Here is a 26,657-nt window from a genome sequence, read left to right on the forward strand (position 1 = left end):
TTCAGTTTTAGGGTGCCGCTCACGACCAGCGGCAAGTCAATAATATCCATGGCGCGGCAGCCTGTAAGTCATAAAATCCGTTCTCAAATCTGAAAAAATTCCGACAAGCGACTTCACGTCATCGGGATTTCATTCATTCCAGTTACTCTTTCGCTATTGGCGTCTCGCTCACATCAATCTTCGTTTCGCCCTGAATGCCCTTAATGCGTTTCTCAACGTCATTAACCTGCTCGCTGCTGTGCAGCAAGGTGTACGTCAGATCAAATGCCGTGCTCGCGCCCGGTTGCAGTTGCTTCACACGTTTTTGTTCACGTTCAATGGTGACCGGATAGGCGTAACTGGTACCAGGTTCGATGCCGGTCACGTAGCCCTGTTTCAGGGTGTCGGTATTTTTCCATAAGGTCAGCATCGGGAGCTGACGCGTATCGAACTGAATGGATGCGCCGCTGTTGCCCGCTTTATTTATCACCGCAGCGACGGTCTGATGATTGCTGTCAGAAAGTGGTTTGATGTTGAACACCATCTCATCGAAATCTTTGGTCGGACCTTTATAGGTCTGCCACTCTTTTAGCCCGGCTTTCGCGTAGTCATTGAACGGGCTGATGCCGGACATCGGTGCCATGAAGCGTGCGCCCTCTTCCAGAATAGGCTGGCCGAAGTTGCTGTGATAGATGATCTGGTAATCGTGCGGATAGTCGGCATGGTTGGTTAACACATCATGCAGGCTGAAACTGTTGCTGCCTGGCACGTAACGCAGCTCGGTCATGGTCTGCAAATCAGCTTTTTTAAAGGTGCTCTCTTTAATCAGGCCGCGAATACGGATTTCGTGTGGTGCCGCATCTGCCACTTCAACTTCCAGCTGGGAAACCGGCGTATTCCCCGCTTTACCGTGCAGCGTATAGATTCGTCCTTCATCGGTGACCGGATGACCGGTCCATTCGTAGCCGCAGCGCACCATCATCTCGTTGAAGCCGTCCAGCCAACCCAGACCGTTGCGGCTCTCAAGATTGATGTAGGCAGGATTGACGACCTCTTTCACTGGTGAATCCCAGCCCATGCGGGTGCCAAAGCCCTCAACATGCAGTAAGTTCATGCCGCGGGTCGGACTTAACGTAATTGTCAGGCCATCCTCACTGCGGATCGTCAGAATTTTACTGCCTTCCTGCTTGCCGCCATGCAGGACTTTCTGTTCGATGCTGAACGGTTTGCCCTGAGACTTCAGCTCATTGCTGGAAATCTTCCAGTTTCCCTGCTCGGTGCCCTGTTCAGCACTCGTCAGCACCCAGGTTTTCGCCGCTGCTGAACCTGATACCAGAACCGCCAGTACTGTTAATGCCAGTTTAATCTTCATCATTCGCCTCATTTGCTGAATCGTTTTTTCATTCCATAAATGGAATTTACTGTCTGAAGCCGAACAGAAACGTGACGATGCTCACCTGCCAGAAAACCGGCGCTTTTTAGCAAAATTATTGCGGCTCAAATCACATAAATTTTACTTAATCAGGAATAACCACGATGCAATCTGTGACTCAACGACGCATGAGCTGCACTCGATTCAGCAAATGATGCAATGACCACCTGAAAATTGTGGTTAACGTCCTCTTAAATAAATCGTTAAAAAAATTTCAAAACCGCGCAACTTTTTCTCGTTTTAAACGAACCTTAAAAATGAGACGTCAGACAACCCCGTCTGCTCGTTAATGGAGAGAGTCACGCCAATGAAAAACACCCTGAAAACCCTTGCCGTCGCTACGCTGCTGGCACTGAGTGTTCCGGCAACATCCGCTTTTGCAGCGTTACAGGTCGGTGAAAAAGCCCCGGATTTTAAACTCGACGCCGCGCTGGCGGGCAAATCGACCACCTTTTCATTACAGCAGGCGCTGAAGAAAGGCCCGGTTGTGCTTTACTTCTTTCCGGCAGCGTTCAGTGCGGGTTGTACGCTTGAAGCGCATGACTTTGCTGAAGCGACCGATGAATTCAAAAAACAGGGTGCGACCGTCATTGGTGTCACCGCCGGTAATACCGATCAGATTGCTAAATTCTCGCAGCTTGAATGCCGTGACAAATTTACCGTAGCCGCCGACCCGGGAGCCAAAGTCGCCGAAGAATATAAGAGCACCATGGAGATGAAAGGTCAGAAGCTTTCAGACCGGACCTCTTACGTGATTGCGCCCGATGGCAAAATCCTGCTGAGCTTCACCGATAAAAATCCTGATACGCATATCCAGAAAGCGATGGATGCCGTTAAAAAATATCGTCAGGCCAATCCGGCATAACTTCATCATCTGAGCAGGTACACCATGCTGACTGCGATTGCAGCCGCCTTCCTGGGCGGCATTATTCTGAACCTCATGCCCTGCGTGTTTCCGGTGATCTCACTGAAAGCACTGAGCCTGATCCGCCACCACGAATCACCCTCCCACGCCCGGGCAGAAGGCCTGGCCTTTTTGCTCGGCGTCGTGGTGACGATGGTTGCCCTGACCGCCGTATTGCTGCTGGCCAGGGCGGGTGGTGCATCGGTGGGCTGGGGATTTCAGCTGCAATCGCCGCTGGTCATTGCAGCGCTGATTCTGGTGATGCTGGGTTCAGCACTGAATTTGCTCGGTCTGTTTGAAGTCGGACTGTCGATTCAGCGGGTTGGCGAAGTGGGTGGCGATCGCGGAGGATTAGTGGGTTCAGCACTGACCGGCGCGCTGGCCATCATTGTCGCCACTCCCTGTAGCGCACCTTTCATGGCCAGCGCAGTGGGATATGCCCTGACTCAGCCTCCGCTGGTGAGTGTGGTGATCTTTATATCGCTGGCGCTGGGCTTTGCTGCGCCCTTTACCCTGATCTCATTCTTCCCGGTGCTGGCGAGAATATTGCCAAAACCGGGCGCCTGGATGATCACCTTAAAACAGGGTCTGGCGTTTCCAATGCTGGGTGCGGTGGGCTGGCTGATCTGGGTACTGGAACGTCAGGCGGGATCGGCTGCACTGGCCGCGATTCTGGCCTGCTGCTTACTGTTTAGTTTTGCTGCCTGGCTGTATGGCATGGCGCAGAAACGCCGTATGATGGGACAGCGTCATGTGGTAATGCATGTTGCCACCGCGTTCTTTCTGGCGCTGGTCGTGGTGCCGTTGTTGAATATCAACAGTTTTGTCACGGGACCAGCTGAGACGGAAACCACCTCACCGGCTGCTGCAGCGGTGGCCTGGTCGCCCCAGAATGTTGACGCAATCAAAGGCCAGGGCAAGCCCATCCTGGTGAACTTTACCGCGTCCTGGTGTATTACCTGCCAGGTCAACGATCGCACGTCGCTGTCGACGCAAGCGGTAAAAGCAGCCATGGCGCGTACCAGCACCATTTACATGGTCGCGGACTCGACTAAATACAATCCCGATGTTGAACAGGCGCTTAGCGATTTCGGACGCGGTGGATTACCCCTCTACGTGGTCTACCCGGCTGACGGTGGCAAACCCGTGGTACTCCCGCAGGTGCTGACGCCAGGCATCGTGATTTCAGCGCTGGATCAGGCAACGGAAAAAGGAAAGAAAACCTGAGACGATTGATGAAACGATGTTCTGCTCCGGTATCAGCACACGGCGACAGTGTGCTGACCTGCTGATAAATGATGTCAGACACTGATCAACGCGCACAGCACTGGCCAGCCTTAATGGCCCGGGCGCAGGCGGGCGACAAAGCAGCCTATAACCAGTTACTCAAAGCGATGGTTCCGGCCATCCGGGCACTGGTGCGCAAAAAAATGCGTGACGAGGGGCTGGTTGAGGATGTGATTCAGGAAACGCTGCTGGCAATCCATCGGGTGCGGCATACCTACGATCCGCAGCGCCCGATCTTGCCATGGGTAGCCGCTATCGCCTCTGCCCGAACGATTGATACGCTGCGCCAGCATGGTCGTCGTCAGGAGGTTCAGGATGATGAGGCGCTGCAGCAGCGGCCCGCTGAAAGTGCAGAAGCCTCAGCCGATGCCGATATTCTCTCAGGCTATCTCGATACCCTTCCGCTACGTCAGCGGGAGATCGTCGAATCCGTGCATCTGCGCGAGCAGAGCCTGGCGCAGGCAGCCGCTGAAACCCATCAGTCTCTTTCTGCCGTTAAATCCCTGTTGCATCGCGCAATGGTCAACCTTCGTAAATATGGACGGGGTCATCATGAGAAATCATGACCAGTTAATTAATCAGCTCAGCGCCTCCGCGCAGCCGGTGCAGCGCGTCTGGCCCACCGCCTGGCGCGTTGCGGGCTGGATCGCGCTTGCTCTGCCTTTTGGCGCACTGACCAGCTGGGCGTTTCACAGCAGGTTTACTGACTGGAGTCAGCCTGGCGCATGGCTGGCATTTATCGCCGTACTGCTCTCTCTTGTCATCGCGGGCAGCACGCTGGCGGCTGCGTTTACGCTGAGTATCGCCGGCAGAAAACCAGTCAGCCTGCGCTGGCCGCTGATGCTGGCAGTGATGTGGCTGGGGCTGAATCTGATCAACATGTCATCTGAAACCACGTCTGCGGGCGCAAGCCGCTTTGGTGAAGGGATACATTGCTATCTGTTTATGCTGTCGGCCAGCGCGCCGATGATGCTGATGTCCGTGATCGCCCTGAAGCGCACCCGTTCACTCTATCCCGCGCGCAGTCTGGCGCTGAGCGGCTGTGGCAGTGCGTTTACCTCATCGATGTTGCTGTCGCTGTGTCATGACACCCATCTGCACGCCATCGATTTTTCTATGCATCTGGCTGCGGGCATCACCATCGTGGCGCTGACGGTGCTGGCCGGCCGCCGCTGGGTCAGGCTGGGAGAGTAATGGCAGGCCACTTCCGTTCCTCCTGAAGATTAATCCGCGCCCCGTTCAATGAAAGTCTGTCAGGAGCGCGAACTGTGTAATTTTATGCATTCTTCCCCGCGCGGCTACGGCCAAGATCCAGGGTCAGAGAGACCGCACCGACGATCAGCATCAGCGCCATAATCAGTGAAAACGAAAAAGCGAGATGCGTGTAATGCGCCACGTAGCCAATCACGGCTGGCCCGCTCAGTACCCCCAGGTAACCCAGAGTAGTAATGGCAGGCACGGCGACCGCCTGCGGCATCACCGTCTGACGTCCGGCGGCGGTGAACATTACCGGCACGATATTGGCGCAGCCTGCGCCGACAAGGGTGTAGCCCAGCAACGCCAGCGGCCAGGAGGCGATAAAGGTCACCATCGCCATGCCAGCGGCGGCAATCAGTGCGCCACCCAGTACTACAGGCAGACGACCCAGCGACGAAATGATGCGATCGCCGGTCAGACGCGCCACGGTCATCGCAATGGCAAAGCAGGTATAGCCCAGTCCGCCCAGTGATGCCGGCATGGCCCGGACGTCGGTCAGATAGACAGCACTCCAGTCCAGCACGGTGCCTTCGGTCAGGAAGACGGCAAAGCAGATGATGCCGATAATCAGTACGCTGCCGCGCGGAACAGCAAATACCGGGCCTTCAGCGGGGTTCGCGTAGGTCAGTAAACCCGGTGCGCTGACCAGCGTCATGATAATCACCGCCGCTACCGCCAGCAAACAGCCGGTGAGCACGCTAAAACCCATCGCCAGCAGCAGCGTCATAAAGCCCGCCCCGGCAATGCCGCCCACACTGTACATGCCGTGAAAGCCAGACATCACAGGCTTCGCCGCCTGCTTCTCCACCAGGATCGCCTGGATGTTCATGGCGCAGTCGGTCACGCCGATGCCGATGCCAAAAACCAGCAACGCCAGCGCCAGCAATAGCGGGTCGCTGAGCACCGACAGCCATGGCGTACTGATGATGACCAGCGCGACAGCGACCAGAATCACCCGGCGGCAGCCAAAGCGGCTGGTCAGCCAGCCCGTCACCGGCATCGCAATCAGCGCGCCGACGCCAAGACAAAGCAGCAAGGTGCCGAGTTGCGCCTCATTAACGCCGGTATTGCCGCGGGCGAAAGGCACAATCACCGCCCAGGTCGCGGTTATAAATCCAGCGATAAAAAAGATAATGCGTGTTGCCAGTGTGGAAGAGACGTTATTAGCCATTGCATTCCTTTGAGGGATGTCGTGAAGAGCTGACAGGACTGAGAGATCGCTATTGACTCCCTGCCCGGCAGTGAACGATTATGCTCACTATAGCTCGATTTTGAATTATTTGAGGTTTATATGCTCGATTATGCAGCTTTCCCGCAGCAGCGACAAGCGCTGATTCGTGAGATATTGAAGGACAAAGGACGTGTGGTCTGCGCTGACCTTGCAAGGCAACTGGCCGTGTCAGAGCACACTATCCGCCGCGATCTCCATGAACTCAGTAAAGAGGGTTTATGTAAAAAGGTCTATGGCGGTGCGGTGTTACAGCTGCAGGAGGCGGGCAGCTTTGTCAGCCGGAAAGCTCACGATCACGCAGCAAAAGCCCTGATTGCGCAGCGCTGTGCCAGCCTGGTGAAAGCCAATAGCTGCATCTTTGTTGATGCCGGTACGACCAATCTGGCGCTGGCACAGGCGCTATCACCAGATTTGAATATCACCGTCGTCACCAATGCGCCCGATATTGCTGCGCTACTGATCAACCATCCTGCTGCGGAGGTAATTATGCTGGGCGGGCAGATACAGAAGAGCACCGGCGGCGCGGTCGGGCAAACCGCGATCAACCAGATCCAGGGGATTCTGTTTGATCAGGCGTTTATTGGCGGCTGCGCCATGAGCCCGGAGGCCGGGCTGACCGGTTTTAACTATGCGGATTGCGAATTCAAGAAAGTCGCCATGGCGCAAAGCAATCAGGTCATTGTCGGGCTGACAGCGGATAAAATCCCCGCAGTAGCGCGATTCAGCGTGGCGAAATGCCGTGAAATCTCAACGCTCGTCGTGGAAGAGAAGCTCGATAAAGAACTGCTTGAGGCGTTTGAAGCGGAAGAGATGATGCTTATTACTGTCTGATACGGCGTGATGAAATAAATCATGTCGCAAGCGAACCTGATAAATGCACACTGCCCTGGCTATACTAATGGTCGACAAATCCGCACCCGATGCTGCCAAATCCCAGGCTTTGGCGTAGGCTGAAAGCTGGTTGGTTTCACTACACAGGAGATCAGGATGCAAAATGAAATGACAGCGCAATGCCACTGTGGCGCGGTGGCGTACCGGGTGACGCTGAAGGATGGATTTAATACGGTGCGCCGCTGCAACTGTTCGTTTTGCCGGATGCGCGGCGCGGTGGTGGTATTTGCGACAAAGGTGGAGCTGACCCGGGGTGAAGCGCAGCTCACCGAATATCGATTCAACAGCAAAGAGGTGGGCCACTACTTCTGTTCCGTTTGCGGCATTTACACCTTTCATCAGAGCCGCTCACAGCCCGATCAGTTCGGGGTGAATGTCGCCTGCCTTGAGGGGGTTTCGCCGTTTGATTTCACCGATGTCCCGGTCTCCGATGGTATCAATCATCCAAAAGATGGCGGCGCGGGCGGTGTAGCCGGTTATCTGATCTACACCCCCACGCAATCCTGAACGAACGCAGGCTGAACTAGTCCCGTGTGGGCTTGCCACTGAAGCGGGTAATCGGCTTCTGCTCTTCACGGTCAATCTGCTGTGAGAAGACCTCCAGCGCGGCGAAGATCGGGCGCAGTCCACGCCACAGATCTTCATCATTGAGCAACCGGATGATGCCGCGGATGCCTGGCGCGGCTTTTTCCTGACGGGCCTCATCGCGCGCCGGTTTAACGGCCATCGCGGCATCGCGAACGGCCAACAGCAGATGATTAAAACTTTCTGGCGGCACACTGCCCAGCGTCATCATCAGTAGCGAGAGATTCTGTAGCGCGTTCTGCGTACCCGGCTGATTAAGGCCCGAAACCAGGATTTTCCCCACCTCGCTATTTGATTTAACCAGGTCGTTCGCCAGCCGCAGAAAACCGTGCTGGTGGAGATTTTCAATCAGCTCATCCATCGCTTCGCGTGCGGTTGGCTCAGTACGTGTCGGCGTGACCTGATATTTCATCCGTTCTGCCATTAAAATTTCTCCGGTTTGTCTACGTGTTCAGGCGGTTCACGGTAGCCTGCCTGCTGCCATTTTTGTTCAATCGGCAGGTGATCCAGCGGGGTCCGACTGCCGTAACGGAAGTTGTGTAACGGCAACGGATTGGGCTGCGTCCGCCGTTCGATTCGCTTCATGTTCACGGCAAGCTCTTTATAAGCCGGTGTGTTGACGTCGGGATCGTGATGTTCGCCGGTCAGCGCGTTGACGCCATCCTTACCATGATGAATTGGCATAAACATGACGTTGCCCGCCACGCGTTCGGTGATAACAACCGGCACATCCAGCGAGCCGCGCCTTGAGGTGATGCGCACCCATTCTCCTTCCGTCAGCGCGCGCGAGGCAGCCAGTTCCGGTGAGATCTCAACAAAGGCATTAGGTGACAGCGACATCATGCGGCCACCCTGACCGGTCTGGTTCATCGACTGAAAATGCTCCAGCATCCTGCCGTTATTCAGCAGGAGATTGTACTCTGCATCCTCCTGCTCGGCGGGTGGTTGCCAGCTCAGCGGATAAAGCCGGGCTTTGCCATCCGGAAAATTAAACCGTTCCGTGTAGAGACGCGGCGTGCTTTCACCTGCGGCATTTACCGGCCAGAGTTGCGACTGCCAGCCGACCAGTTGCTCATAGCTTACGCCGGCGAAAATATCTGCAATGCCCGCTGCTTCCGCCATGATCGCGCCCGGATTCGGGTAATGCCACGGGTGACCGAGGCGCGCGGCGAGTTCGGTGAAAATCTGCCAGTCGGGACGACAGTCGCCCAGGGGTTTCATGGCGGGCGAGAAGTGCTGGATGCGCCGCTCGGTGTTCACAAACGTCCCCTCTTTCTCTACGCTGGGCGCGCCGGGTAACACCACATCGGCAAATTCAGCCGTGCGCGACATGAAAATGTCCTGAACCACCATAAATTCCAGTTTGGTGAAGGCGGCATGCACAGAATCTGAGTCAGCATCCGCAAAGGCGGTCTCTTCGCCGGTGATATACATCGCGCGGATTTTACCTTCACCCGCCTCCTGCACCATTTTGAAGTTATCCGCGCCGGGCTGGTCGGAGAGTGCCTCAGGCGCGACGCCCCATGCTCGCGCCCATTTCTCCCGCACCGCCGCGTCAGTGACTTTTTCATAGCCGGGATAGAGATTACTCAGGCAGCCGAAGTCGCTGGCGCCCTGCACATTGTTGTGTCCGCGCATCGGGTATCCGCCGGTGCCAGGCCGGCCATAGTTGCCGGTGACCAGCAGCAGGTTCGACAGCGCCGTGCTGGTGTCGGCACCGTGGCTGTGCTGGGTAATCCCCATCGCCCACAATATGCAGGCGCTGCTCGCCTGGCCAATCATCTCCGCCGCCTCTGTGAGTTCGGCTTCGCTCAGGCCACAGATCTTGCTGGCATAGTCGAGCGTAAAGGCATCGAGCGAAGCGCGGTACTCTTCGACCTGATTAACCCGCTGTGACAGAAACGCGTCATCGGCATAACCGTGATCGAACATATATTTCGCCATCGCTGAGGCCCAGACGAGATCGCTACCTGGCCGGATGCGCAGATAGCAGTCAGCCCGTTCCGCCATTTCGTGACGACGCGGATCGACAACCAGCAGTTTCTGTCCGCGATGTTTATGGCTCTGTTTGATGTGCGAAGCAATAACCGGATGGTTCTCGGAAAGGTTACTGCCGACCAGCACAATCAGATCGGTTTCCTGCAGATCTTTTATTGTTCCGGCATCGCCACCGTAGCCCACAGTCCGAAATAACCCTTCTGTGGCCGGGTTCTGACAATAGCGTGAAGAGTTATCGACATTGTTGGTGCCGAAGATTAAACGGGCGATTTTCTGGGTGAGATAGGCTTCTTCGTTACTCGCTTTACTGGAGCCAATAAAGCCTATTGCGTCACCGCCATAGTTCTGCGCAACACCACGTAATCCATCGGCAACCCGCTGTAATGCTTCATCCCAGCTGGCAGGCCGGAAGCGGCCATTCTCGCGAATCAGCGGCGTTGTCAGGCGTTCCGCGCTGTTGACGAAATCCCAGCCAAACTTGCCTTTAACACAGGTGGAAATACCATTGGCTGGCGCTTCGGCGACCGGCTGAATTTTCAGGATGTGACGATCGCGGGTCCAGATTTCGAAGCTGCAGCCCACGCCACAATATGTGCAGACTGTTTTGGTGCGTTTGATTTCAGACTGGCGCAGCGCCACGTCAATTTTTGACACACCGGTAATTGGCTCCATGCCGATACTGTTTTCCAGCGTTTTCACAAAGTCGATAAGCGGACGCTTCAGCCCTTCATCCATCGCGGTGAACGGGCCCGCATCGGGCTGCATCGTTTTTTCCAGCAGTGCATTGCACGGGCAGACCGTAACGCAGTGCCCACAGCTGACGCAACTGGAGCCGGCGATTTCCGTGCCGCCATCCCACAACACGCGTGGGTGCGCCTGGGTATAGTCAATCGAGAGCGTCTCGTTGACCTCTACATTCTGGCACGCCTCGACACAGCGACCACATAAGATGCACTGGTCAGGGTCATAGGTGTAAAACGGATTGGAGTGATCTTTCGCGTAAGGCTTGGGCTGATGAGGATAGTACTGAATCGGAATGTGCATATCGGCTACTGCGTTATGCAGCGTACAGTCGCCGGTGTTGTGTTCGCAGACGGTGCAGTAAAGCTCATGACGATTAAGCAGCCTATCCATACCCTCCTGCTGCGCGGCTTTCAGCACACTGCCCTCACTCCGGACCGACAAACCCTCTTCAGTACGAAGCGTACAACCGCGAACACGCTCGCCATTAGCATCGACCCAGCAGACATCACAGCTTTGTAGCGGCGTTAACGCCGGGTGATAACAGACATGAGGCAGTTTTTTCCCGTGAGCATCAAGAAAATCGATAAGCGGTTGATCAGCAAATCCTTCTAATCGTTCACCATTGAAAAGAATGGTGCAGTAATTTTCACTCATATGAGCCTCATGACGACATGGCGGATAGCGCTGGGCTGGAAAATGTCCCCAAATTTAAAGGGTTACTTCACAAGCTTAGTGAGGATTATCAGCCGTGCCATGAATACCGCTACGCTTATTGAGGTTAATCGCTGACAGGTAAGGCTTTTTTAAAATGTAATGACTTCTTACCGGATGAAATCAGGGGTTTTTTATGACAAAACCTTCGTGATAATGACAAAGGGAATCTGAATGCTGCTTAGCAATGATCACTCTGTTGCCTGATTCCTGATACATTTATCCGCCATATGTATGTTGTAACTATAAACTGACTTTTTGTTGTGTATCGCGTGAATTGCGGCGCTGTTCAGTCTGAAGTGAGTTAACTACTGATTGTCAGTTACCGTGCCGCTTATTCCAGAGATGAATTACACACTGGCACGAACTTATTACGGCATTAAAAAAGCGAGGCAGATTTAATCCGGTGAGCAATTTTATGGACTATTTCAGCGTATGGCGATCACTATTCTGCTGGTCGCAAGTGAGCGCTCTGTTGATTACACAAATATGGCGCTCAGCTTATAGTCCAATACCCAGCAGACCGGAATGACGGCACACAGCCCACAGTATAACGCTCACGTTTTAATCATATCTATCAGTAATTTATCTGATCCTTAACATGCTATTAATTATAAGATGATAATGATAACTGTTATGGTAATATCCTGTTAACCCTGCCGGAGGCTCACTGTTCAGGGCCTCTTTACGCGTCATGTTTAATTTAATTATCAGTAAAACTCTGGCTGGAATGAGGTCCCTATGAATCCCATCGTATATATTGTTGACGACGACGCTGCTGTGACTTCAGCATTACGTAATCTGCTCACCGCCGACGATTACACAGTTATCACGTTTTCATCGGCAGATGATTTTCTGGCTCATGCATTCACTCCCCTTCCCTGTTGCCTGATTCTGGATATTAATCTTCCCGGCGCAGATGGATTCGATATCGCACAGGCTTTGCTCGATCGCGGTTACACGATCCCCACCATCTTTTTAACCGGTTTCGGGACCATTCCGGTCACAGTGCGGGCGATGAAAACCGGCGCTTATGAGTTTCTGACTAAACCGGTTGATCCCGATCATATGTTGCAGGCAGTAGCGGAAGCGTTGCGCATCGCTGAACAAAATATGGCCGCCTCTGAGGAGCGGCGAGAAATATTCCAGCGGCACCAGACCCTGACGCCGCGTGAAAGCGAGGTGATGCTGCTGGCGATTAGTGGCCTGCTCAATAAGCAGATTGCTGCCGAAATGGGCGTCAGTGAAATTACGGCTAAAGTCCACAAGCGGCGAGTGATGGAGAAGATGCATGCGCGCTCGCTGACCGATCTGGTGCGTGCGGCTGAGCGGCTCAATATTGATCATACCCGCCGTCGCTAAAGCCACGATGTAAAGCTGGCCCGCACGCTTATTCCAGTGGCAGTGTAAACCAGAAACGGCTGCCGCCTTCTGGCCGGTTCTCTGCGCCTAACTCTCCGCAGTGCTTTTTGATGATCCCTTTACTGATGGTTAATCCCATGCCCATGCCGCTTTTCTTGGTGGTGTAGAACGACTCAAAGATCCGGTCACGCACGCCATCAGGCAATCCGCAACCGCTATCCAGCACCTCAAATCGCAGCGTTTCAGCCGTGGGATTCTCTGAGGTGAGGCGCAGCAGGGCCGCGCGCGGTAAATCATCGGACATGGCATCGATAGCATTAATGACCAGATTGAGCAGCACCTGCTGAATCTGAACGCGGTCGCAGAAAATATCTGCCCTGGCCGCCTTGAGTTTCAGTTCCAGTGAAATGCCCCGCCGTTCCAGCTCGATCCGGGAGAGCGCCAGAATATCACGGGCAATCAGATGCAGGTTTTCTGGCGCAAAGCTCGGTTCATGATTGCGGGTCAGCGCCTGCAGACCGCGAATAATCTCTCCGGCACGTTTACCCTCTTTAATGATCTCGTTCAGACTGCTGCTGGCATTTTCCAGCATCAAGGGTTCACGCTTTAACCAGCGCAGGCTGGCACCCGCGTTAGCCACGATTGACATCAGAGGCTGGTTAATCTCATGGGCGATGGAAGCAGTAAGCTGCCCGACGGTGGTGGCGCGGCTAACCCGAGCCAGGTCCGCCTGCGCCATACGCGCGCTATCTTCTGCCTGACGCTGTAAAGTGATATCCGAAATGGTGCCGAAATACTCTTTCACCTCCGGGAAATTGTCCACCGGTTCTCCGATGCCTTTAATATAGCGGCATTCCCCGTCCGGCCTGAGTATACGGAACTCAGCCTGCATACTGCGCCCCTGGCTGACGCTAAGCGTGACCAGTTCACTGATGCACGCATGATCATCGGGATGAACGCGGGTGAGAAAGTCAGCCATCGACAGCCCTTTTTGTTCAGCTGGCAGGCCAAGAATGCGACCATATTCTTCAGAGACCATCATCATGTCCTCTGTCAATTCCCAGCGCCAGGTGCCGGTATGGCTGATCTTCTCGCCGAGCATCAGCGAGGTTTTACTGGCTCGCAACTGCTTCTCAACCCGCCGCCGATGAGTGTTCTCCTCCAGCAGCTCTGCGTAGAGCCGTGCGTTTTCCAGCGAAACGGCCGCCTGCGCACTCAGGGTTTTTACTATATGGGAGTGCTCAGCAGTAAACGCGTCGGGCATCAGGCGGTTCTCCAGATAGAGCACCCCGACCATGTTGGCCTGCCTGAACATCGGGACACACAACACCGCTGCGCCTGAAGCCACCAGATAGGGATCCTGGCTGAAGGGACTGAACGCCTCCGGTTTGCCGGTGCGTATCTCCTGGCCTGTTCGGATCACCGCTGACAGCACGGATAAAGGCAGGTCGGACGCGAGAGGTCGTTCTTTAACAATCTGCACACGCACCCCCTCTGCCATGCTCTCTGCCCAGGCCTGCGTCTCCGGCAGATTGCCATCCAGAATCCGGATGAGCCGACAGCGCTGAGCACCGGCCCGCTCCAGCAGCATGCGCATCAGGGTATGTATCAACCGATCAAGGTTGATCTCCTCCGTCAGGGCGCGCACGGCGGTCAGCACGCTCTCCATGTCATAGAATGCGGCATCCTGGGTAAACGGAATTGTCGCCAGTGCGCTGTTTTGCAGCGGCGCGGACAGATGCGGATAGCGCTGCTCCAGCTGGCGCACCATTGCCTGCGCGCCCCAGTTTTCCCAGCTTGCCATTGCCGCTTTAATCCAGGCATCTGCGGCGGTGTCCAGCTGTAAGGCTTTGCAGCAGCGACCCGCCAGCTGATTCGCCAGCGCATGGATGTGCAGATAGCCCGCCTGTCTGGAGAGACGAATGGCCTGTTCATACTGCTTCAGAGCGTCGCCCGTGTTGCCCGCCAGACGCGCGCACTCTGCCCTGAGCAGAGCATATTTGTCTGCAAACAGACCAGGATTGAGGTCAGCCCAGTCAGCAAACTTGTCGAGATGGCCACGCAGCACATTGCTGTCAGCCGCTTCAGGCTGGTGACTCAGTGATAATGCGCTGTAGAAATGAAAATCCATCAGATAGATATAAGCGGGCACTGCGCTAATCAGCGGACGAATATCCTCAAAACAGCGCAGCGCCTCCCGGTATTCAGCCGCAAAGAAATGCGCCATTCCCCGATAGAGACCGTCCCAGAACCGCACCATCGCTTTAGGGCCGGATATCGGCCCCGGCTCACTGCCCGCTACCAGCGGCAAAGAGGCGACGCGATCCTCTGCCCTGAATCCATTGCTATTACGCAGTTGCATCACCAGTTGCTTCTGCATAACGAGCACGTTCTCGACGTCGGGATAATACGATTTGCGGGTAAACGCGAGTCCACGCTCAATGGAGGTCAGCACCGACTCAAGGTGGTCGCCGCGTGTCAGCGTGTTCATGATCTGATGACGCAGCGAGAGGCAGGCAAAAGAGCGGTCGCCATGCATTACCGCCACGCGAAAGCTTTCGCGGGCACACTCCACGGCGACATCCAGCGGCTGTGTCCAGATCCCTACCTGATCCAGTGGCAGCAGCGTGCGTGCTTTGTAGCGGATAAAGTTATGCTCTTCCACCAGCGCACGCGCCACCCGGCCACAGTCATAGCTAAACTGCCAGGCCTGATAGCGGTCGCCAGTCAGCACGCTGAACCAGGCAAGGCCAAACGCAGAAGCCCCTGTCATGCCCTGGTCCAGCGTCATCTTCAGCATCCGGCAGACCAGCATCAGATGCAGCTGCGGGCAGTCGTAGGCGGAAACAAAAATTGTGCTGGCCATCAGGTTCAGCACCGACTCCGTTTCGGCATTGTTGTTCAGCGGCAGCCGTGAAAAAGCGGTCTGCGGGGAGTCGCCAATCCGCGTTCTGAGCGACAGCCATTCGGCGTCGATCTCCGCGTCATTCGGATTACGGTTGAAATGCTCACCAAAAACCGCCAGCCAGGCGAGTGCGGTTTCCAGTGCCAGATGATTGTCAGACTGGCGCATATGAATTTCAGCAGAGAGACAGGCAGCCCTGGATTTTTCACTGAGCGTTCCCGGCTCACGCAGCAGTCGGGTGCAGAGCGATTGTGCGTTGCTGAGATTACCGTGCAGAAACTCGCACTCCGCCTCATCAAGACCCAGCATAAAGTCATTGCCGGTCACCATCCGCTGGCTAAGTCGCTGGGCGGTGCGCAGATAGCGCAGCGCCGAGAGATAGTCCCCCGCACGTTTCGCTCCCTGTGCAGCGCGCAGACAGAGCGGATAATACCGCTCACGCTCTGCGACACTCAGCGGCAGTTCAGCAATCATGCCAATGTGATAAACCGCGCGGAACAGTGTTTCACCGTTATCCGCCGTCACCACCGCGTCTGACAGCCATGCCGCCGCCTGCTGATGAAGATGCTGTTGCTGCCGGCGGTCGGGCAGCGAAAATGCCGCGTTGTGAACCCGATCGTGGGTAAAGGCGTAGTTACCGCCCGTCAGGGTGATAAAACGACCACTGACTGCCGGTTCAAGCTGCTGCTGAAGCCGTTTAACAGGGGTTCCGCTGATATGACTTATCAGGGAGAGTTCGCCGCTGGCGCCCAGGCAGGCCAGATCGCCCAGCAGCTGCCGCGTTATCTCCGGCATCCGTACCAGCTGATTCAGCACCAGCGTTGCCACATTGTCGGTGTACTGACGCGTACTCAGTGTCTGGCTGTCGTAATGCCATTTCAGCGGGTTCTGACGAAAGTAAATGACCCCATCGTCCACCGCCTGACGAAAGAACTCCTGCACAGAGAGTGGATTGCCGCCGGTTTTGTCGAAAATAATCTGTGCCAGTTCGCGATGGCCGCCGGGACGGGTATGCAGCCTCCCCGCCAGCCAGCGACCGATACTTTTCACGCTGAGCGGCTGTGGCGTCAGCGCCACGGCCCGCGCCGCGGATTCTCTGATCCGCTGTAGAAAACCGGCAATCATCGGACAGGGCATTGATTCACCCTCCCGGAAAGCGAGCACCAGCATAAAAGGCAGATGTTCACTACGAATAATCAGCGTTTCCAGCAGTTGCAGCGTGGCATTATCTGCCCAGTGAACATCATCAATCAGCATCACCAGCGGGCGACCCGGCGTGGCAAAAGCCTCAATCAGCGCACACGCCATCTGGTTAAACTGCTCGCGGGCGTCCGGAGCATGGCGCACCACGGGCGGCAATGTCCGGATATTCAGCAGCTGTTTTAATTCGGGTACCAGTTCAATGGCTAAATCGGTATACCCGCCCAGTAACCGCAACAGTCGCCCCCGCCATTTGCTGACTTCCGGGGCGGACAAACCCAGCAGATAGAGCGTGACCGTGCGAAACGCGGAGGCGATTGAGGCATAGGGGGCGACTGGCGAATGCTGATCGGCCTTGCTGGCGGCCAGCAGAATCTGTCGGTGCTGCAGGTTTTTCAGTGCGGAGGCGATAATGGCAGACTTCCCGGAGCCGGGCGCACCGCTCAGCATCACCAGGCTCTGCGTGCCGCTGCGGTTGACCGCCTCAAGCGTGGTCAGTAACAGGCGCGCCTGCGGATGCTGCGTGAACAGCGTTTCGGGCCGGAAACTGCTGCTGAACCGCTCCTGCAAACCGGGCGTAAACGGCGCAATGGTGTTTTCCGCTGAGAGGGTTGCCTGACAACGGCGCAGATCGGCCATCAGTCCCTGCACGGTCTGATACCCCTCTGCGGGCGACTTTGCCAGCAGGCGCAACAGAATCACCGAGAGCATCGGCGGCACATCCTCTCTGACCTGTTCGGCGGGACGGGGGGCGGTAGCAATGTGATGATGAATCCACTCTGCTTCACCCGCTTCTGCTGATCCAAACGGCAGTCTGCCGGTCAGGTACTCATACAGCACCACACCCAGGCTGTAGAGATCGCTGAGGCTGCTGACGGGATGCGGTGTGCGACCGGTATGCTCAGGAGACATATAGGCCAGCGTACCGCCTGAGGCGCGCAGGCTGGTTTTGTCCGCCGACTGCGCTGCCAGCGAGGCCAGTCCAAATCCGCCCAGGCGGAAGCGCTCATCGTCAGTGACAAAAAAGTGACCCGGCTTGATATCCCCATGCACGATACCCTGATGATGCGCCTGACCGAGCGTGTGGCAGAGCTGCAATGCCACCTGCAGGAAGTCGGCGATGTTTTCAGGTGGAGTGGCGAGATTGTGAGCCAGAGTACGAAACGGAAAGCAAGGATAAATCAGGGCATACCGATTGTGATAACGGGTGGTGCCGGTGGCGGTGATTGCCCAGCGCGGTGAAAGATAGCCCGCCAGCGCACGCTCATTTTTAAGTCGCTGCGTCGCCTGAAAGGTGACCTCGTCACTTTGACCCGTAGCGATAATCAGGGATTCACCAGAGTGGCAGCGCGCCAGTATCCAGAGCAGGCAGCCATCCTGCGCCAGCGGTGTCAGCGTGTCGAAGTGGTCAATCGCGATCCCTGCGTCGTCACCTTCCTGGACATTAACTGAAAGCATGCTCATCAGCGGGCTTCTCCCCTGGATAACTCGCAACGGATCAGTGCCAGCAGCGTATCAACATCAATGGGCTTTCGCAAAAACGTGACCGCCCCCAGGGCGATGGCATACCACAGTGTTGTTTCTTCCAGATCTGCTGAGATAAAGATGACCGGGGGCAGCTCTGTCTGCTGTTTCAGGAGGACAAATAGCTCAAAACCGGACATGCCCTTGAGTCCGACATCAATAATCAGCAAGCCCGCCTCTGAAAGGGCATTGTCATCGCTCAGGAGCGCCTCACCGGACTCATATAAGCGCGTCGGGTAGCCGTCTGAGTGCAACAGATTGCTCAGTCCACTGCGGACCGCGCGTTCATCATCAACAATGATAATACGCTGTGACAGCGCCATGCAGTTATTCTCCGGAACGCCTCACTGTGCGGTACGCGAGGATTTAAGGGGTGTTATCGCCATCGGGTGGCGGTGTCCCACTGATTTTTGGCACACACTCATGGCGAAACCACTTCAGCGTCACCGGCTGACGGCGAAGCAGACGCTTAGCCAGCGGAATGATCTGTTCCCCCACCAGCATGCCGAACAGCCCCACCAGTGCAATAATCGGCGGAGCCGGAGAGTTGACGTTAATCAGCGCATAGATTACCCCGGCAAGCAGGCCCACCGCGAGAGAAATGATGTAGGATTTCAACATGTTCAGCTTGTCCGCAACAGGTATGTTTCAGGCTGAGCGTTGTGCGGCTGAAGGACGGTCGCATGCGCTGCTGGAATAACCGCCTGCATCAGCGCCCCGCCCAGTAACATTCCCAGCAGGCCCACCAGCGCAATCGCGGGCGGAGCGGGTGAACGTACTTTAAGCAGGCCATAAAACAGGCCAATCAACACCCCTGCTGCCAGGGAAAGAAGTAAAGGATTCATGACCGGACTCCTGTGCTGCCCGTCTGCTGACCGGCAGCGCGTGCCGATCAGCAGAGCGACCCTTAGCGGACCGGCGCGTGAACCGGTGCCAGAGTACGGTGTTCGCTTTTCTGACGTGATGGCGCTTTATGCACCATGGTGTAGGCGTAATCCACACCAATGCCATAGGCACCTGAATGCTCTTTGGCAATATTCATCACCGCATCGTAAGTGTCACGGTTGGCCCAGTCACGCTGCCACTCCAGCATCACCTGTTGCCAGGTCACCGGCACGACACCCGCCTGAATCATGCGCTGCATTGCGTAGTCGTGCGCTTCTTTGGTGGTGCCGCCTGACGCGTCGGCCACCATATAGATTTCGTAGTCGCCTTCCAGCATCGCGCACAGGGCAAAGCTGTTGTTGCACACTTCCGTCCAGAGACCGGACACCACCACTTTTTTCTTGCCGTTCGCTGCCAGCGCATCACGCACTTTCTGGTCATCCCAGGAGTTCATTGAGCTGCGCTCCAGAATGTCCTGACCAGGAAAGACATCCAGCAGTTCCGGATAAGTGTGACCCGAGAAGCTTTCGGTTTCGACCGTGGTGATGATGGTCGGGATGTTGAAGACTTTTGCCGCCTTCGCCAGCGCAACGGTGTTGTTTTTCAGCACCTGGCGGTCAATCGACTGCACACCAAAGGCCATCTGCGGCTGCTGGTCGATGAAGATAATCTGGCTGTTATGTGGCGTGAGGACTTCAAGCTTTGCGTTGGACATGCGTTCACCCATAGAGGTTAAGTAACGGAATTTCCGCCAACTGGCGCGGAGCAAAAAGACGGTCAGGACAGGTTTATTAATCCTGCTGCTGACTTGTCTGGTCGCAGTGTAGGGCCAGGTGACACGGCAAACTATTATCTCTGCGTATAACTATACGAAGGTATAGGTATCCCTCTGTATAACTAGACGACCCATCAGCCCGCTCACCATAATCCGGCTTATTCGTGCCCTGCTTATTGCGGCACTTCCTGTCCCGCGCTGAGTCGGACAACCCCGTTGAGGAGGATCTATGGTTACGCTGGGTAAAGCAGAACTGATACTGACCCATGGCAAATTTCATACTGTTGACCGCAGCAATCCGGTCGCAGAAGCCGTGGCAATTCGTGATGGCAAATTTGTTGCGGTAGGTACGCTGGCAGAGGCAATGGAGTATCACTGTGACGGCACCAAAGTGATCGATCTAAAAGGTCACACCGCCGTGCCGGGCCTGAACGATTCACACCTGCACCTGATTCGTGGTGGTCTGAACTACAACCTTGAACTGCGATGGGAAGGCGTTCCGTCGGTTGCCGATGCGCTGCGGATGCTGAAAGAGCAGGCGCTGCGCACGCCGTCACCGCAGTGGGTGCGTGTGGTAGGCGGCTGGACCGAGTTCCAGTTTGCCGAGCGCCGGATGCCGACGCTGGATGAGATCAACGAGGCGGCCCCCGATACGCCAGTCTTCGTGCTGCATCTTTATGACCGCGCCCTGCTCAACCGCGCCGCACTGAAAGTCGTCGGCTATACCAAAGAGACGCCGAACCCGCCGGGTGGTGAAATCCAGCGAGACAGTAACGGTAATCCCACCGGTCTGTTGATCGCCCGTCCCAATGCGATGATCCTCTACGCCACGCTGGCGAAAGGCCCGAAACTGCCGCTGGAACAGCAGATCAACTCGACCCGCCAGTTTATGCGCGAGCTGAATCGACTGGGCCTGACCAGCGCCATTGATGCGGGCGGTGGCTTCCAGAACTATCCCGAAGATTACGAAGTGATCGCTGAACTGCATCAGAAAAAGCAGATGACGCTGCGTATCGCCTACAACCTCTTCACGCAGCGTCCGGGTCATGAACTGGAAGATTTTGAGAAGTGGACGGACATGCTGACGCCAGGCCAGGGCAGCGACTATTTCCGTCACAACGGCGCAGGCGAAATGCTGGTGTTCTCGGTCGCCGACTTCGAAGATTTTCTGGAGCCACGTCCGGACTTAGCGCCTGGCATGGAGGATGAACTGGAGCGCGTGGTGCGTCATCTGGTGGAACATCGCTGGCCTTTCCGTCTGCATGCAACTTATGACGAGTCGATCAGCCGGATGCTGGATGTCTTTGAGAAGGTCAACCGCGATATCCCGTTTAATGGTCTGCACTGGTTCTTTGACCACGCGGAAACGGTCACTCAGCGCAATATCGATCGTATCAAAGCGCTGGGCGGTGGCATTGCGGTGCAGCATCGCATGGCATTCCAGGGCGAATACTTTGCTGAACGCTACGGCATTGAAGCCACCCGCCACACCCCGCCGGTACAGAAAATGCTGGAAACCGGCGTCCCGGTCGGACTCGGCACCGACGCAACCCGCGTCGCCAGCTACAACCCCTGGACCGCGCTCTACTGGCTGGTTTCTGGTCGCACCGTGGGCGGCATGCAGATGTATGACGTCAATGCCCGCCTTGACCGTGAAACGGCGCTGATGCTCTGGACACAGGGCAGCGCCTGGTTCTCCAGCGAACAAAATAAAAAAGGTCGGATTCAGGTAGGTCTTCTGGCGGATCTGGCCGTGCTGAGCAAAGATTTCTTCAGCGTGCCGGAAGAGGAAATTAAAGGCATTGAGTCGGTGCTGACGGTGGTGGATGGCAATATTGTCTATGCCGCCGGTTCGTTCAGCGCGGATGCACCGCCCGCGATTCCGGTCCTGCCTGAGTGGTCGCCAGTGGTAAACGTGCCGGGTCACTATCGCAGCGCCCCGCCAGTTGTGCAGAGCCGTGCAGGCATGATGCCCGCCGTCCACCACTGCAGCGGCCCGTGCGGGGTTCATCAACACTCGCATGAGATCGCCCGGGGTTCCAGTGTACCGGTCGCCGAAGATAACGCCTTCTGGGGCGCGCTCGGCTGCAGCTGCTTCGCGTTTTAATCATGAATAACGCTAGGGATCTGTCGCCCCGTATCAATGCGGGGCTGTTCTTCCTGCGCCTGACCGGCAGCCTGCTGCTGTTGCAGGTGCATGGGCTGCCGAAAATTCTGCATTTCAGCGAAGAACTGACGCGTATAGAAGACCCGTTTGGTCTGGGACCGATGATGAGCCTGCTGCCAGCGATAGTGGCAGAAGTCATCTGCCCGATCTTTATTATTCTCGGCTGGGGTAGCCGGATTGCCTGCCTGCCGATCATCGCGGTGCTACTGGTCGCGATGCTGGTGGTACACCCTGGCTGGTCACTGGCGGAAGGCCAGTTCGGCTGGCTGCTGCTCATTATCTTTACCACGCTGGCGCTGACCGGGCCTGGCGGCTGGCGAATCGGCGCGGTGAAACATCAGGGGGTTCGTCATGGCACAGGTTAATGATATCCACCAGCTCGAGCAGGAAAAGCCTGCGGCAACGCCCACGGGTGAGGTTTCACCGCTACAGCCGCTGCGTCAGCCGGTGTTCCGCATGCTGTGGATCGCCACCGTCGTCTCCAATATCGGTTCATGGATGAACGATGTGGGTGTGAACTGGAGCATGCTGACGCTGAGTGCCGACCCGCTGGCCGTGGCGCTGGTGCAGGCGGCCAGCAGCCTGCCGATGTTTCTGTTCGCGCTGCCCTCAGGCGTAATGGCGGATATCGTTGACCGCCGCAAATATCTGCTGTTTTCCCAGCTCTGGACCTTTATCGCCGCGGCCGGGCTGACGGTGCTGGCCTGGACCGGCCATGTAACCCCTGAAGTACTGCTGGGCGCTGCCTTTTTGCTGAGCGCGGGTGCCGCCATGAGTTCGCCGCCCTTCCAGGCGATCGTGCCGGATCTGGTGACTAAACAGGAACTGGGTCCAGCCATTGCCCTTAACTCGCTCGGCATTAATATCAGTCGCGCCATCGGTCCGGCGCTGGGCGGCCTGATCCTCTCATTCACCGGGCCCTGGATGGTTTTCCTGCTCAATGCGTTGTCCGTGCTGGGCGTGACCTGGGTGCTCTGGCGCTGGAAAGCAGAACCCAGCGTGCAGCGCCTCCCGCCCGAGCACTTCTTCCCGGCGGTGCGTGCCGGCCTGCGCTATGTGCATGCGGCACCAGTGTTGCGTAACGTGCTTGTGCGGACCTTCGCGTTCTTCCTGTTTGGCAGCGCAGGCTGGGCTTTGCTGCCATTGGTGGCGCGTCGTGAACTCGGCCTCGGCCCTGGCGGCTACGGCATTATGCTGGCCTGCATCGGTGTCGGCGCGATAACTGGCGCCGTCCTGCTGCCGCGTCTGCGTCGTCGCCTGAGTTCCGATCGCCTGATGGTGCTTGCCAGTCTGATCTTTGCCCTGACTATGCTGGCGCTGGCCTTTGTGCGGCACTTCTGGCTTCTGAATGCGTTTGAGTTCTTCACCGGCTTTGCCTGGATCGCGGTGCTGTCGACGCTGAATCTTGGCGCACAGCGCAGCGCCGCGAAGTGGGTGAAAGCGCGTGCGCTGGCGGTTTATCTGACGGTGTTCTTTGGTTCGATGACCGCAGGCAGCGCCCTCTGGGGACAGCTCGCCTCGCACTTCGGCATTCCGCTGTCGCTCTGCATCGCCGCGCTGGGCATGGTACTGGCCAGCAGTACCGTCTGGCGCTGGCGGCTCGATCAGGATCCCGATCTCAATCTCGATATGATTGGTGACGGCGTCAATGCGCCTGCGCTGGATATTCGTCACGAACGCGGGCCGGTTATGGTGAATTACGAATACCGGATTACTATTGATGATGTACATGCTTTTACAGTCTGCATGCAGGATATGCGGCGGGTCAGACGCCGCGGTGGCGCCATCAACTGGTCACTGTATGAAGATATTCTGCAGCCCGGCATTTTCGTTGAAACGTTTGTGGTCGGTTCCTGGGTCGAACATCTGCGTCAGAAAGAGCGCTACACCATCAACGACAAAAAAATAGAGCGGCGGGTTTTCGCTTTTCATCAGGGCGAACGCTCACCCGAGGTACGCTATCTGGTGGCGCCAGTGTAACTGGCGCAGTACCAACTTCTCATCTATCACGTCATACAGAGGGCAATACTATGAGCACTTTTAAAACGACCGACGGCACACAGATTTACTTCAAGGACTGGGGAACCGGTAAGCCTGTATTATTCAGCCACGGCTGGCCGCTGGATGCCGACATGTGGGACAGCCAGATGAAATTCCTTGCCGATAACGGCTATCGGGTGATTGCGTTTGACCGTCGTGGCTTTGGCCGCTCTGACCAGCCCTGGACCGGCAATAACTACGATACCTTTGCTTCAGATATTAACGATTTGATCACCCATCTTGACCTGCAGAACGTGACGCTGGTGGGCTTCTCCATGGGTGGCGGCGACGTTACGCGCTACATCGGCAGCTACGGCAGCGATCGCGTCGCGGCGCTGGTGCTGCTCGGTGCCGTTACGCCTATCTTTGGCAAAACGGCAGACTACCCGCAGGGTGTCGATATGTCGGTATTCGAGGGGATTCGTGATGGCCTGCTCAAAGATCGCGCGCAGTTTATCAAAGAGTTCGCCACGCCGTTCTACGGCACCAACGCCGGGCAGACTGTTTCAGATGGCGTGATGACGCAGACGCTGAATATCGCGTTGCTGGCTTCGCTAAAAAGTACCGTGGACTGCGTTACCGCGTTTGCGGAAACCGATTTCCGTGCCGACGTAGCGAAAGTCAATGTGCCAACGCTGGTGATCCATGGCAGCAACGACCAGATCGTGCCGTTTGAATCCACCGGCAAAGTGGCGGCGGAGATGATTGAGGGTGCTGAACTCAAGGTTTATGACAATGCGCCGCATGGTTTCGCGGTGACGCATCAGGATCAACTGAACCAGGATCTGCTGGCGTTTCTTAACGCGCAGTGATGCAAAAAAAACTGCGCGGTGAAAGCCGCGCAGTTTTCATTTTAACGGGTTGGATGATTCACTTCGTTGGGACGCAGATCGAATAACAACACCTCCGCTCCTTCACCGTGACTGAACGACAGCGTTTTCTCATTGCGAACCCGCGCACCGTCTCCGGCATTAAATTGCAGGCCATTTACCCTGACACTGCCGCGCGCCACATGAATATACGCATAGCGGTCGTCCGGCAGCGTGATCGTCTGCTGCTCATCGCCCTGGAACAGTCCCGCATAGATGCGAATATCCTGGCGCACCCGTAATGCCCCGTTTTCACCTTCCGGCGAAATAATCAGTCGCAAATTACCGCGTTTATCCGCTTCGGTGACGGAGATCTGCTGGTAGCCTGGCGGCGTGTTCTTCTCAGCAGGAACTACCCAAATCTGCAGGAAATGCACGCCCTCAGTACCAGAGTGGTTAAACTCACTGTGGGTCACACCACTGCCCGCACTCATCAACTGCACGTCGCCGGGAACAATCACCGAGCCGGTGCCCATTGAGTCTTTGTGCTCCAGCGCGCCTTCCAGCACATAAGAGATTATCTCCATGTTGCTGTGCGGATGAGCACCAAAACCACGCCCTTTAGCGACGCGATCATCGTTGATCACCAGCAGATCAGAGAAGCCCGCCTGTTTTGGGTCCCAGTAGTTTGCAAAAGAGAAGGTGTGACGTGAATTCAGCCAGCCGTGATCGCCCACACCGCGTTGCTCTGACAATCTTTGCTCAATCATATTCTGCCCCTTCGTTGATTCGGGAAGCGCCAATGCCCTTCGATGGAAACAGCATATAAGTAAACAAGAGAGTCACACAATGGTGCTAACGGGCAATCACTGTCGCTTTTTAGTGGACAATAGAGGCGTCGTTAAATTGGGAAAAGGCTGGTGGGTCATGCTTTCAGCTGCTGCACCGCACCACCAGCTCACCCTGCATGATCACACATTGTGAAGGCGCATCGGGCCGGGTGATTTTCTGCAACACCAGTTCACAGGCCCGGCGACCTATTTCCTTTGAGGGTTGCGCCAGGGTGGTCAGTGGCGGCGATACCATTTCAGCCAGTTCGCTGCCGTCAAACCCTACTACGCCGATATCGTCAGGTATCCGCAACCCCGCCTGCTGAATTGCCGTCATGGCGCCAGCGGCAAGCGTATCAGACACGGCAAACACCGCATCAGGAATGGTTTTGTCCGCCAGCAACTGCTCCATCGCCGCTTTTCCGGCGCTGAAGCTTAACTCGCTGGCGTAGGCAATCGCCTCCCAGGTCAGGTGCTGTTCTTTGATCTGGCGGGTATAGCCCTGCTGACGCAGTCGGGCATATCGATAGCGGAGGTCGTGATTAATTAACGCGATGCGCTGCCGTCCCCGTGCCGCAAGGAACTGCACCACTGACTGCGCAGCGACGTCATCATCAATACCGACGCAGGAGACCTGCCCGGTGTCATCATGTTCGGCACACTGAACCCAGGGGGCCGCGCCTATCAGCTGGCTCAGCTCCGGCAGCTTGCTGAAGGCATCCATCGTAATGATGCCATCCACCATTTTGCCGGAAAGCAGTTGCAGACTGGATCGCGAACGTTCTATCTCCGCGCCCGAGTTGCACAGCAGGATGCGATAGCCATTTTTCTCGGCGTGCGCCTCTATGCCTTTAACCACTTCGGCGCAGAACGGGTTGGAGATATCTGAAACCAGCACCAGAATCATCGCGCTGCGCGCCGTGCGTAGCTGGCGTGCCAGCAGGTTAGGCTGATAATGGCTTTCTTCGATGGCCGCCAGGACTTTCTGGCGATTAGCTGGTTTTACGCTGTCGCTGTTATTCAACACCCGGGAAACCGTAGCAACTGAAACACCCGCCATCCGGGCGATTTTCTGAACAGACATAACGATCCTTCTGTTTTAATGCGTGTAAAGCCGACTCACCGCTCATCCGCTGAATCC

22 protein-coding genes are annotated in these 26,657 nt (G+C 56.2%); 11 read left to right on the forward strand and 11 right to left on the reverse strand.

Features of this window, described 5'->3' with window-relative positions; all coding sequences use genetic code 11:
* Positions 1-142: 142 nt before the first annotated feature.
* Entirely contained in the window at positions 143-1,351 is a 1,209-nt protein-coding gene (locus tag K6R05_RS20975; RefSeq protein WP_222925869.1) for an aldose 1-epimerase family protein, read from the reverse strand.
* Between the two features lie 367 nt (positions 1,352-1,718).
* On the opposite strand from K6R05_RS20975, the gene K6R05_RS20980 reads away from it, so the two are divergent.
* The 4 genes from K6R05_RS20980 (at position 1,719) to K6R05_RS20995 (ending at position 4,796) form a co-directional block, all read left to right on the forward strand.
* Complete coding sequence (locus K6R05_RS20980) at positions 1,719-2,276, forward strand: peroxiredoxin (RefSeq protein WP_222925844.1); 558 nt, start codon at positions 1,719-1,721, stop codon at positions 2,274-2,276.
* A gap of 24 nt (positions 2,277-2,300) precedes the next feature.
* Positions 2,301-3,542, forward strand: a complete 1,242-nt coding sequence (locus tag K6R05_RS20985) for a protein-disulfide reductase DsbD family protein (protein WP_222925845.1) — start codon at positions 2,301-2,303, stop codon at positions 3,540-3,542.
* Between the two features lie 71 nt (positions 3,543-3,613).
* Entirely contained in the window at positions 3,614-4,168 is a 555-nt protein-coding gene (locus K6R05_RS20990; RefSeq protein WP_161734687.1) for a sigma-70 family RNA polymerase sigma factor, read from the forward strand.
* Complete coding sequence (locus K6R05_RS20995; RefSeq protein ID WP_222925846.1) at positions 4,155-4,796, forward strand: DUF1109 domain-containing protein; 642 nt, start codon at positions 4,155-4,157, stop codon at positions 4,794-4,796. The genes K6R05_RS20990 and K6R05_RS20995 overlap by 14 nt, the downstream gene beginning before the upstream one ends.
* Before the next feature lie 82 nt (positions 4,797-4,878).
* On the opposite strand, the gene K6R05_RS21000 is transcribed toward K6R05_RS20995, so the two are convergent.
* Entirely contained in the window at positions 4,879-6,030 is a 1,152-nt protein-coding gene (locus K6R05_RS21000; protein ID WP_222925847.1) for an MFS transporter, read from the reverse strand.
* A 120-nt stretch (positions 6,031-6,150) separates the two neighbouring features.
* On the opposite strand from K6R05_RS21000, the gene K6R05_RS21005 reads away from it, so the two are divergent.
* Both K6R05_RS21005 and K6R05_RS21010 read left to right on the forward strand, forming a co-directional pair.
* On the forward strand, positions 6,151-6,921 hold the full coding sequence (locus K6R05_RS21005) for a DeoR/GlpR family DNA-binding transcription regulator (protein WP_161734612.1): 771 nt from the start codon (positions 6,151-6,153) through the stop codon (positions 6,919-6,921).
* Between the two features lie 156 nt (positions 6,922-7,077).
* Positions 7,078-7,488, forward strand: a complete 411-nt coding sequence (locus K6R05_RS21010) for a GFA family protein (protein ID WP_222925848.1) — start codon at positions 7,078-7,080, stop codon at positions 7,486-7,488.
* Between the two features lie 16 nt (positions 7,489-7,504).
* Here K6R05_RS21010 and K6R05_RS21015 read toward each other — a convergent pair whose 3' ends face one another.
* The gene (locus K6R05_RS21015; RefSeq protein ID WP_161734609.1) at positions 7,505-7,990 is read right to left on the reverse strand and encodes a helical membrane plugin domain-containing protein; all 486 of its coding nucleotides are present in this window, start codon (positions 7,988-7,990) and stop codon (positions 7,505-7,507) included.
* A complete protein-coding gene (fdhF, locus tag K6R05_RS21020; protein WP_222925849.1) occupies positions 7,990-10,962 on the reverse strand; it encodes a formate dehydrogenase subunit alpha in 2,973 nt (990 codons plus the stop codon). Before fdhF ends, K6R05_RS21015 begins: the two co-directional genes overlap by 1 nt.
* A 798-nt stretch (positions 10,963-11,760) precedes the next feature.
* Here fdhF and K6R05_RS21025 point away from each other — a divergent pair.
* Positions 11,761-12,381 carry a response regulator transcription factor gene (locus K6R05_RS21025; RefSeq protein ID WP_222925850.1) on the forward strand — a complete coding sequence of 207 codons (621 nt, stop codon included), beginning with the start codon at positions 11,761-11,763 and terminating at the stop codon, positions 12,379-12,381.
* A 28-nt stretch (positions 12,382-12,409) separates the two neighbouring features.
* Here K6R05_RS21025 and K6R05_RS21030 read toward each other — a convergent pair whose 3' ends face one another.
* The 5 genes from K6R05_RS21030 to K6R05_RS21050 all read right to left on the reverse strand — a co-directional run bounded on the left by K6R05_RS21030 (position 12,410) and on the right by K6R05_RS21050 (position 19,610).
* Complete coding sequence (locus tag K6R05_RS21030) at positions 12,410-17,950, reverse strand: trifunctional serine/threonine-protein kinase/ATP-binding protein/sensor histidine kinase (RefSeq protein WP_222925851.1); 5,541 nt, start codon at positions 17,948-17,950, stop codon at positions 12,410-12,412.
* Positions 17,950-18,333: a response regulator transcription factor gene (locus K6R05_RS21035; RefSeq protein WP_222925852.1), complete on the reverse strand. Its 384-nt coding sequence runs from the start codon at positions 18,331-18,333 to the stop codon at positions 17,950-17,952. Before K6R05_RS21035 ends, K6R05_RS21030 begins: the two co-directional genes overlap by 1 nt.
* A 43-nt stretch (positions 18,334-18,376) precedes the next feature.
* Positions 18,377-18,631, reverse strand: coding sequence for a XapX domain-containing protein (locus K6R05_RS21040; protein WP_161734595.1), 255 nt, complete (start codon positions 18,629-18,631; stop codon positions 18,377-18,379).
* Between the two features lie 2 nt (positions 18,632-18,633).
* Positions 18,634-18,855 carry a XapX domain-containing protein gene (locus K6R05_RS21045; RefSeq protein ID WP_222925853.1) on the reverse strand — a complete coding sequence of 74 codons (222 nt, stop codon included), beginning with the start codon at positions 18,853-18,855 and terminating at the stop codon, positions 18,634-18,636.
* A gap of 62 nt (positions 18,856-18,917) precedes the next feature.
* A complete protein-coding gene (locus tag K6R05_RS21050; protein WP_010670331.1) occupies positions 18,918-19,610 on the reverse strand; it encodes a hydrolase in 693 nt (230 codons plus the stop codon).
* Positions 19,611-19,899: 289 nt separating this feature from the next.
* On the opposite strand from K6R05_RS21050, the gene K6R05_RS21055 reads away from it, so the two are divergent.
* From K6R05_RS21055 to K6R05_RS21070, 4 genes are read left to right on the forward strand one after another with little or no spacing between them, the layout of a single operon-like run.
* On the forward strand, positions 19,900-21,777 hold the full coding sequence (locus K6R05_RS21055) for an amidohydrolase (RefSeq protein ID WP_222925854.1): 1,878 nt from the start codon (positions 19,900-19,902) through the stop codon (positions 21,775-21,777).
* A 2-nt stretch (positions 21,778-21,779) separates the two neighbouring features.
* A complete protein-coding gene (locus K6R05_RS21060) occupies positions 21,780-22,202 on the forward strand; it encodes a DoxX family protein (RefSeq protein WP_161734587.1) in 423 nt (140 codons plus the stop codon).
* Complete coding sequence (locus K6R05_RS21065; protein ID WP_222925855.1) at positions 22,189-23,817, forward strand: MFS transporter; 1,629 nt, start codon at positions 22,189-22,191, stop codon at positions 23,815-23,817. Before K6R05_RS21060 ends, K6R05_RS21065 begins: the two co-directional genes overlap by 14 nt.
* Before the next feature lie 50 nt (positions 23,818-23,867).
* Positions 23,868-24,689, forward strand: a complete 822-nt coding sequence (locus K6R05_RS21070) for an alpha/beta fold hydrolase (protein WP_161734582.1) — start codon at positions 23,868-23,870, stop codon at positions 24,687-24,689.
* A 41-nt stretch (positions 24,690-24,730) separates the two neighbouring features.
* On the opposite strand, the gene K6R05_RS21075 is transcribed toward K6R05_RS21070, so the two are convergent.
* Together K6R05_RS21075 and K6R05_RS21080 are read right to left on the reverse strand one after the other, a co-directional pair.
* Positions 24,731-25,456, reverse strand: coding sequence for a pirin family protein (locus K6R05_RS21075; protein ID WP_161734580.1), 726 nt, complete (start codon positions 25,454-25,456; stop codon positions 24,731-24,733).
* A 163-nt stretch (positions 25,457-25,619) separates the two neighbouring features.
* Entirely contained in the window at positions 25,620-26,600 is a 981-nt protein-coding gene (locus K6R05_RS21080) for a LacI family DNA-binding transcriptional regulator (RefSeq protein WP_161734578.1), read from the reverse strand.
* Positions 26,601-26,657 lie beyond the last annotated feature (57 nt).

This window comes from Pantoea alfalfae (assembly GCF_019880205.1).
In the GTDB taxonomy this organism is placed as follows: domain Bacteria; phylum Pseudomonadota; class Gammaproteobacteria; order Enterobacterales; family Enterobacteriaceae; genus Pantoea; species Pantoea alfalfae.

Coding starts and splice junctions, on each gene's coding strand:
- K6R05_RS20980 (WP_222925844.1), top strand. CDS start 1,719: ATGAAAAACACCCTGAAAACCCTTGCCGTCGCTACGCTGCTGGCACTG.
- K6R05_RS21065 (WP_222925855.1), top strand. CDS start 22,189: ATGGCACAGGTTAATGATATCCACCAGCTCGAGCAGGAAAAGCCTGCG.
- K6R05_RS21050 (WP_010670331.1), bottom strand. CDS start 19,610: ATGTCCAACGCAAAGCTTGAAGTCCTCACGCCACATAACAGCCAGATT.
- K6R05_RS21010 (WP_222925848.1), top strand. CDS start 7,078: ATGCAAAATGAAATGACAGCGCAATGCCACTGTGGCGCGGTGGCGTAC.
- K6R05_RS21025 (WP_222925850.1), top strand. CDS start 11,761: ATGAATCCCATCGTATATATTGTTGACGACGACGCTGCTGTGACTTCA.
- K6R05_RS21070 (WP_161734582.1), top strand. CDS start 23,868: ATGAGCACTTTTAAAACGACCGACGGCACACAGATTTACTTCAAGGAC.
- K6R05_RS21040 (WP_161734595.1), bottom strand. CDS start 18,631: ATGTTGAAATCCTACATCATTTCTCTCGCGGTGGGCCTGCTTGCCGGG.
- K6R05_RS21030 (WP_222925851.1), bottom strand. CDS start 17,950: ATGAGCATGCTTTCAGTTAATGTCCAGGAAGGTGACGACGCAGGGATC.
- K6R05_RS21005 (WP_161734612.1), top strand. CDS start 6,151: ATGCTCGATTATGCAGCTTTCCCGCAGCAGCGACAAGCGCTGATTCGT.
- K6R05_RS21055 (WP_222925854.1), top strand. CDS start 19,900: ATGGTTACGCTGGGTAAAGCAGAACTGATACTGACCCATGGCAAATTT.
- K6R05_RS20990 (WP_161734687.1), top strand. CDS start 3,614: ATGTCAGACACTGATCAACGCGCACAGCACTGGCCAGCCTTAATGGCC.
- K6R05_RS21060 (WP_161734587.1), top strand. CDS start 21,780: ATGAATAACGCTAGGGATCTGTCGCCCCGTATCAATGCGGGGCTGTTC.
- K6R05_RS21015 (WP_161734609.1), bottom strand. CDS start 7,990: ATGGCAGAACGGATGAAATATCAGGTCACGCCGACACGTACTGAGCCA.
- K6R05_RS21075 (WP_161734580.1), bottom strand. CDS start 25,456: ATGATTGAGCAAAGATTGTCAGAGCAACGCGGTGTGGGCGATCACGGC.
- K6R05_RS20985 (WP_222925845.1), top strand. CDS start 2,301: ATGCTGACTGCGATTGCAGCCGCCTTCCTGGGCGGCATTATTCTGAAC.
- K6R05_RS21035 (WP_222925852.1), bottom strand. CDS start 18,333: ATGGCGCTGTCACAGCGTATTATCATTGTTGATGATGAACGCGCGGTC.
- K6R05_RS20975 (WP_222925869.1), bottom strand. CDS start 1,351: ATGAAGATTAAACTGGCATTAACAGTACTGGCGGTTCTGGTATCAGGT.
- K6R05_RS21080 (WP_161734578.1), bottom strand. CDS start 26,600: ATGTCTGTTCAGAAAATCGCCCGGATGGCGGGTGTTTCAGTTGCTACG.
- K6R05_RS21000 (WP_222925847.1), bottom strand. CDS start 6,030: ATGGCTAATAACGTCTCTTCCACACTGGCAACACGCATTATCTTTTTT.
- K6R05_RS21045 (WP_222925853.1), bottom strand. CDS start 18,855: ATGAATCCTTTACTTCTTTCCCTGGCAGCAGGGGTGTTGATTGGCCTG.
- K6R05_RS20995 (WP_222925846.1), top strand. CDS start 4,155: ATGAGAAATCATGACCAGTTAATTAATCAGCTCAGCGCCTCCGCGCAG.
- fdhF (WP_222925849.1), bottom strand. CDS start 10,962: ATGAGTGAAAATTACTGCACCATTCTTTTCAATGGTGAACGATTAGAA.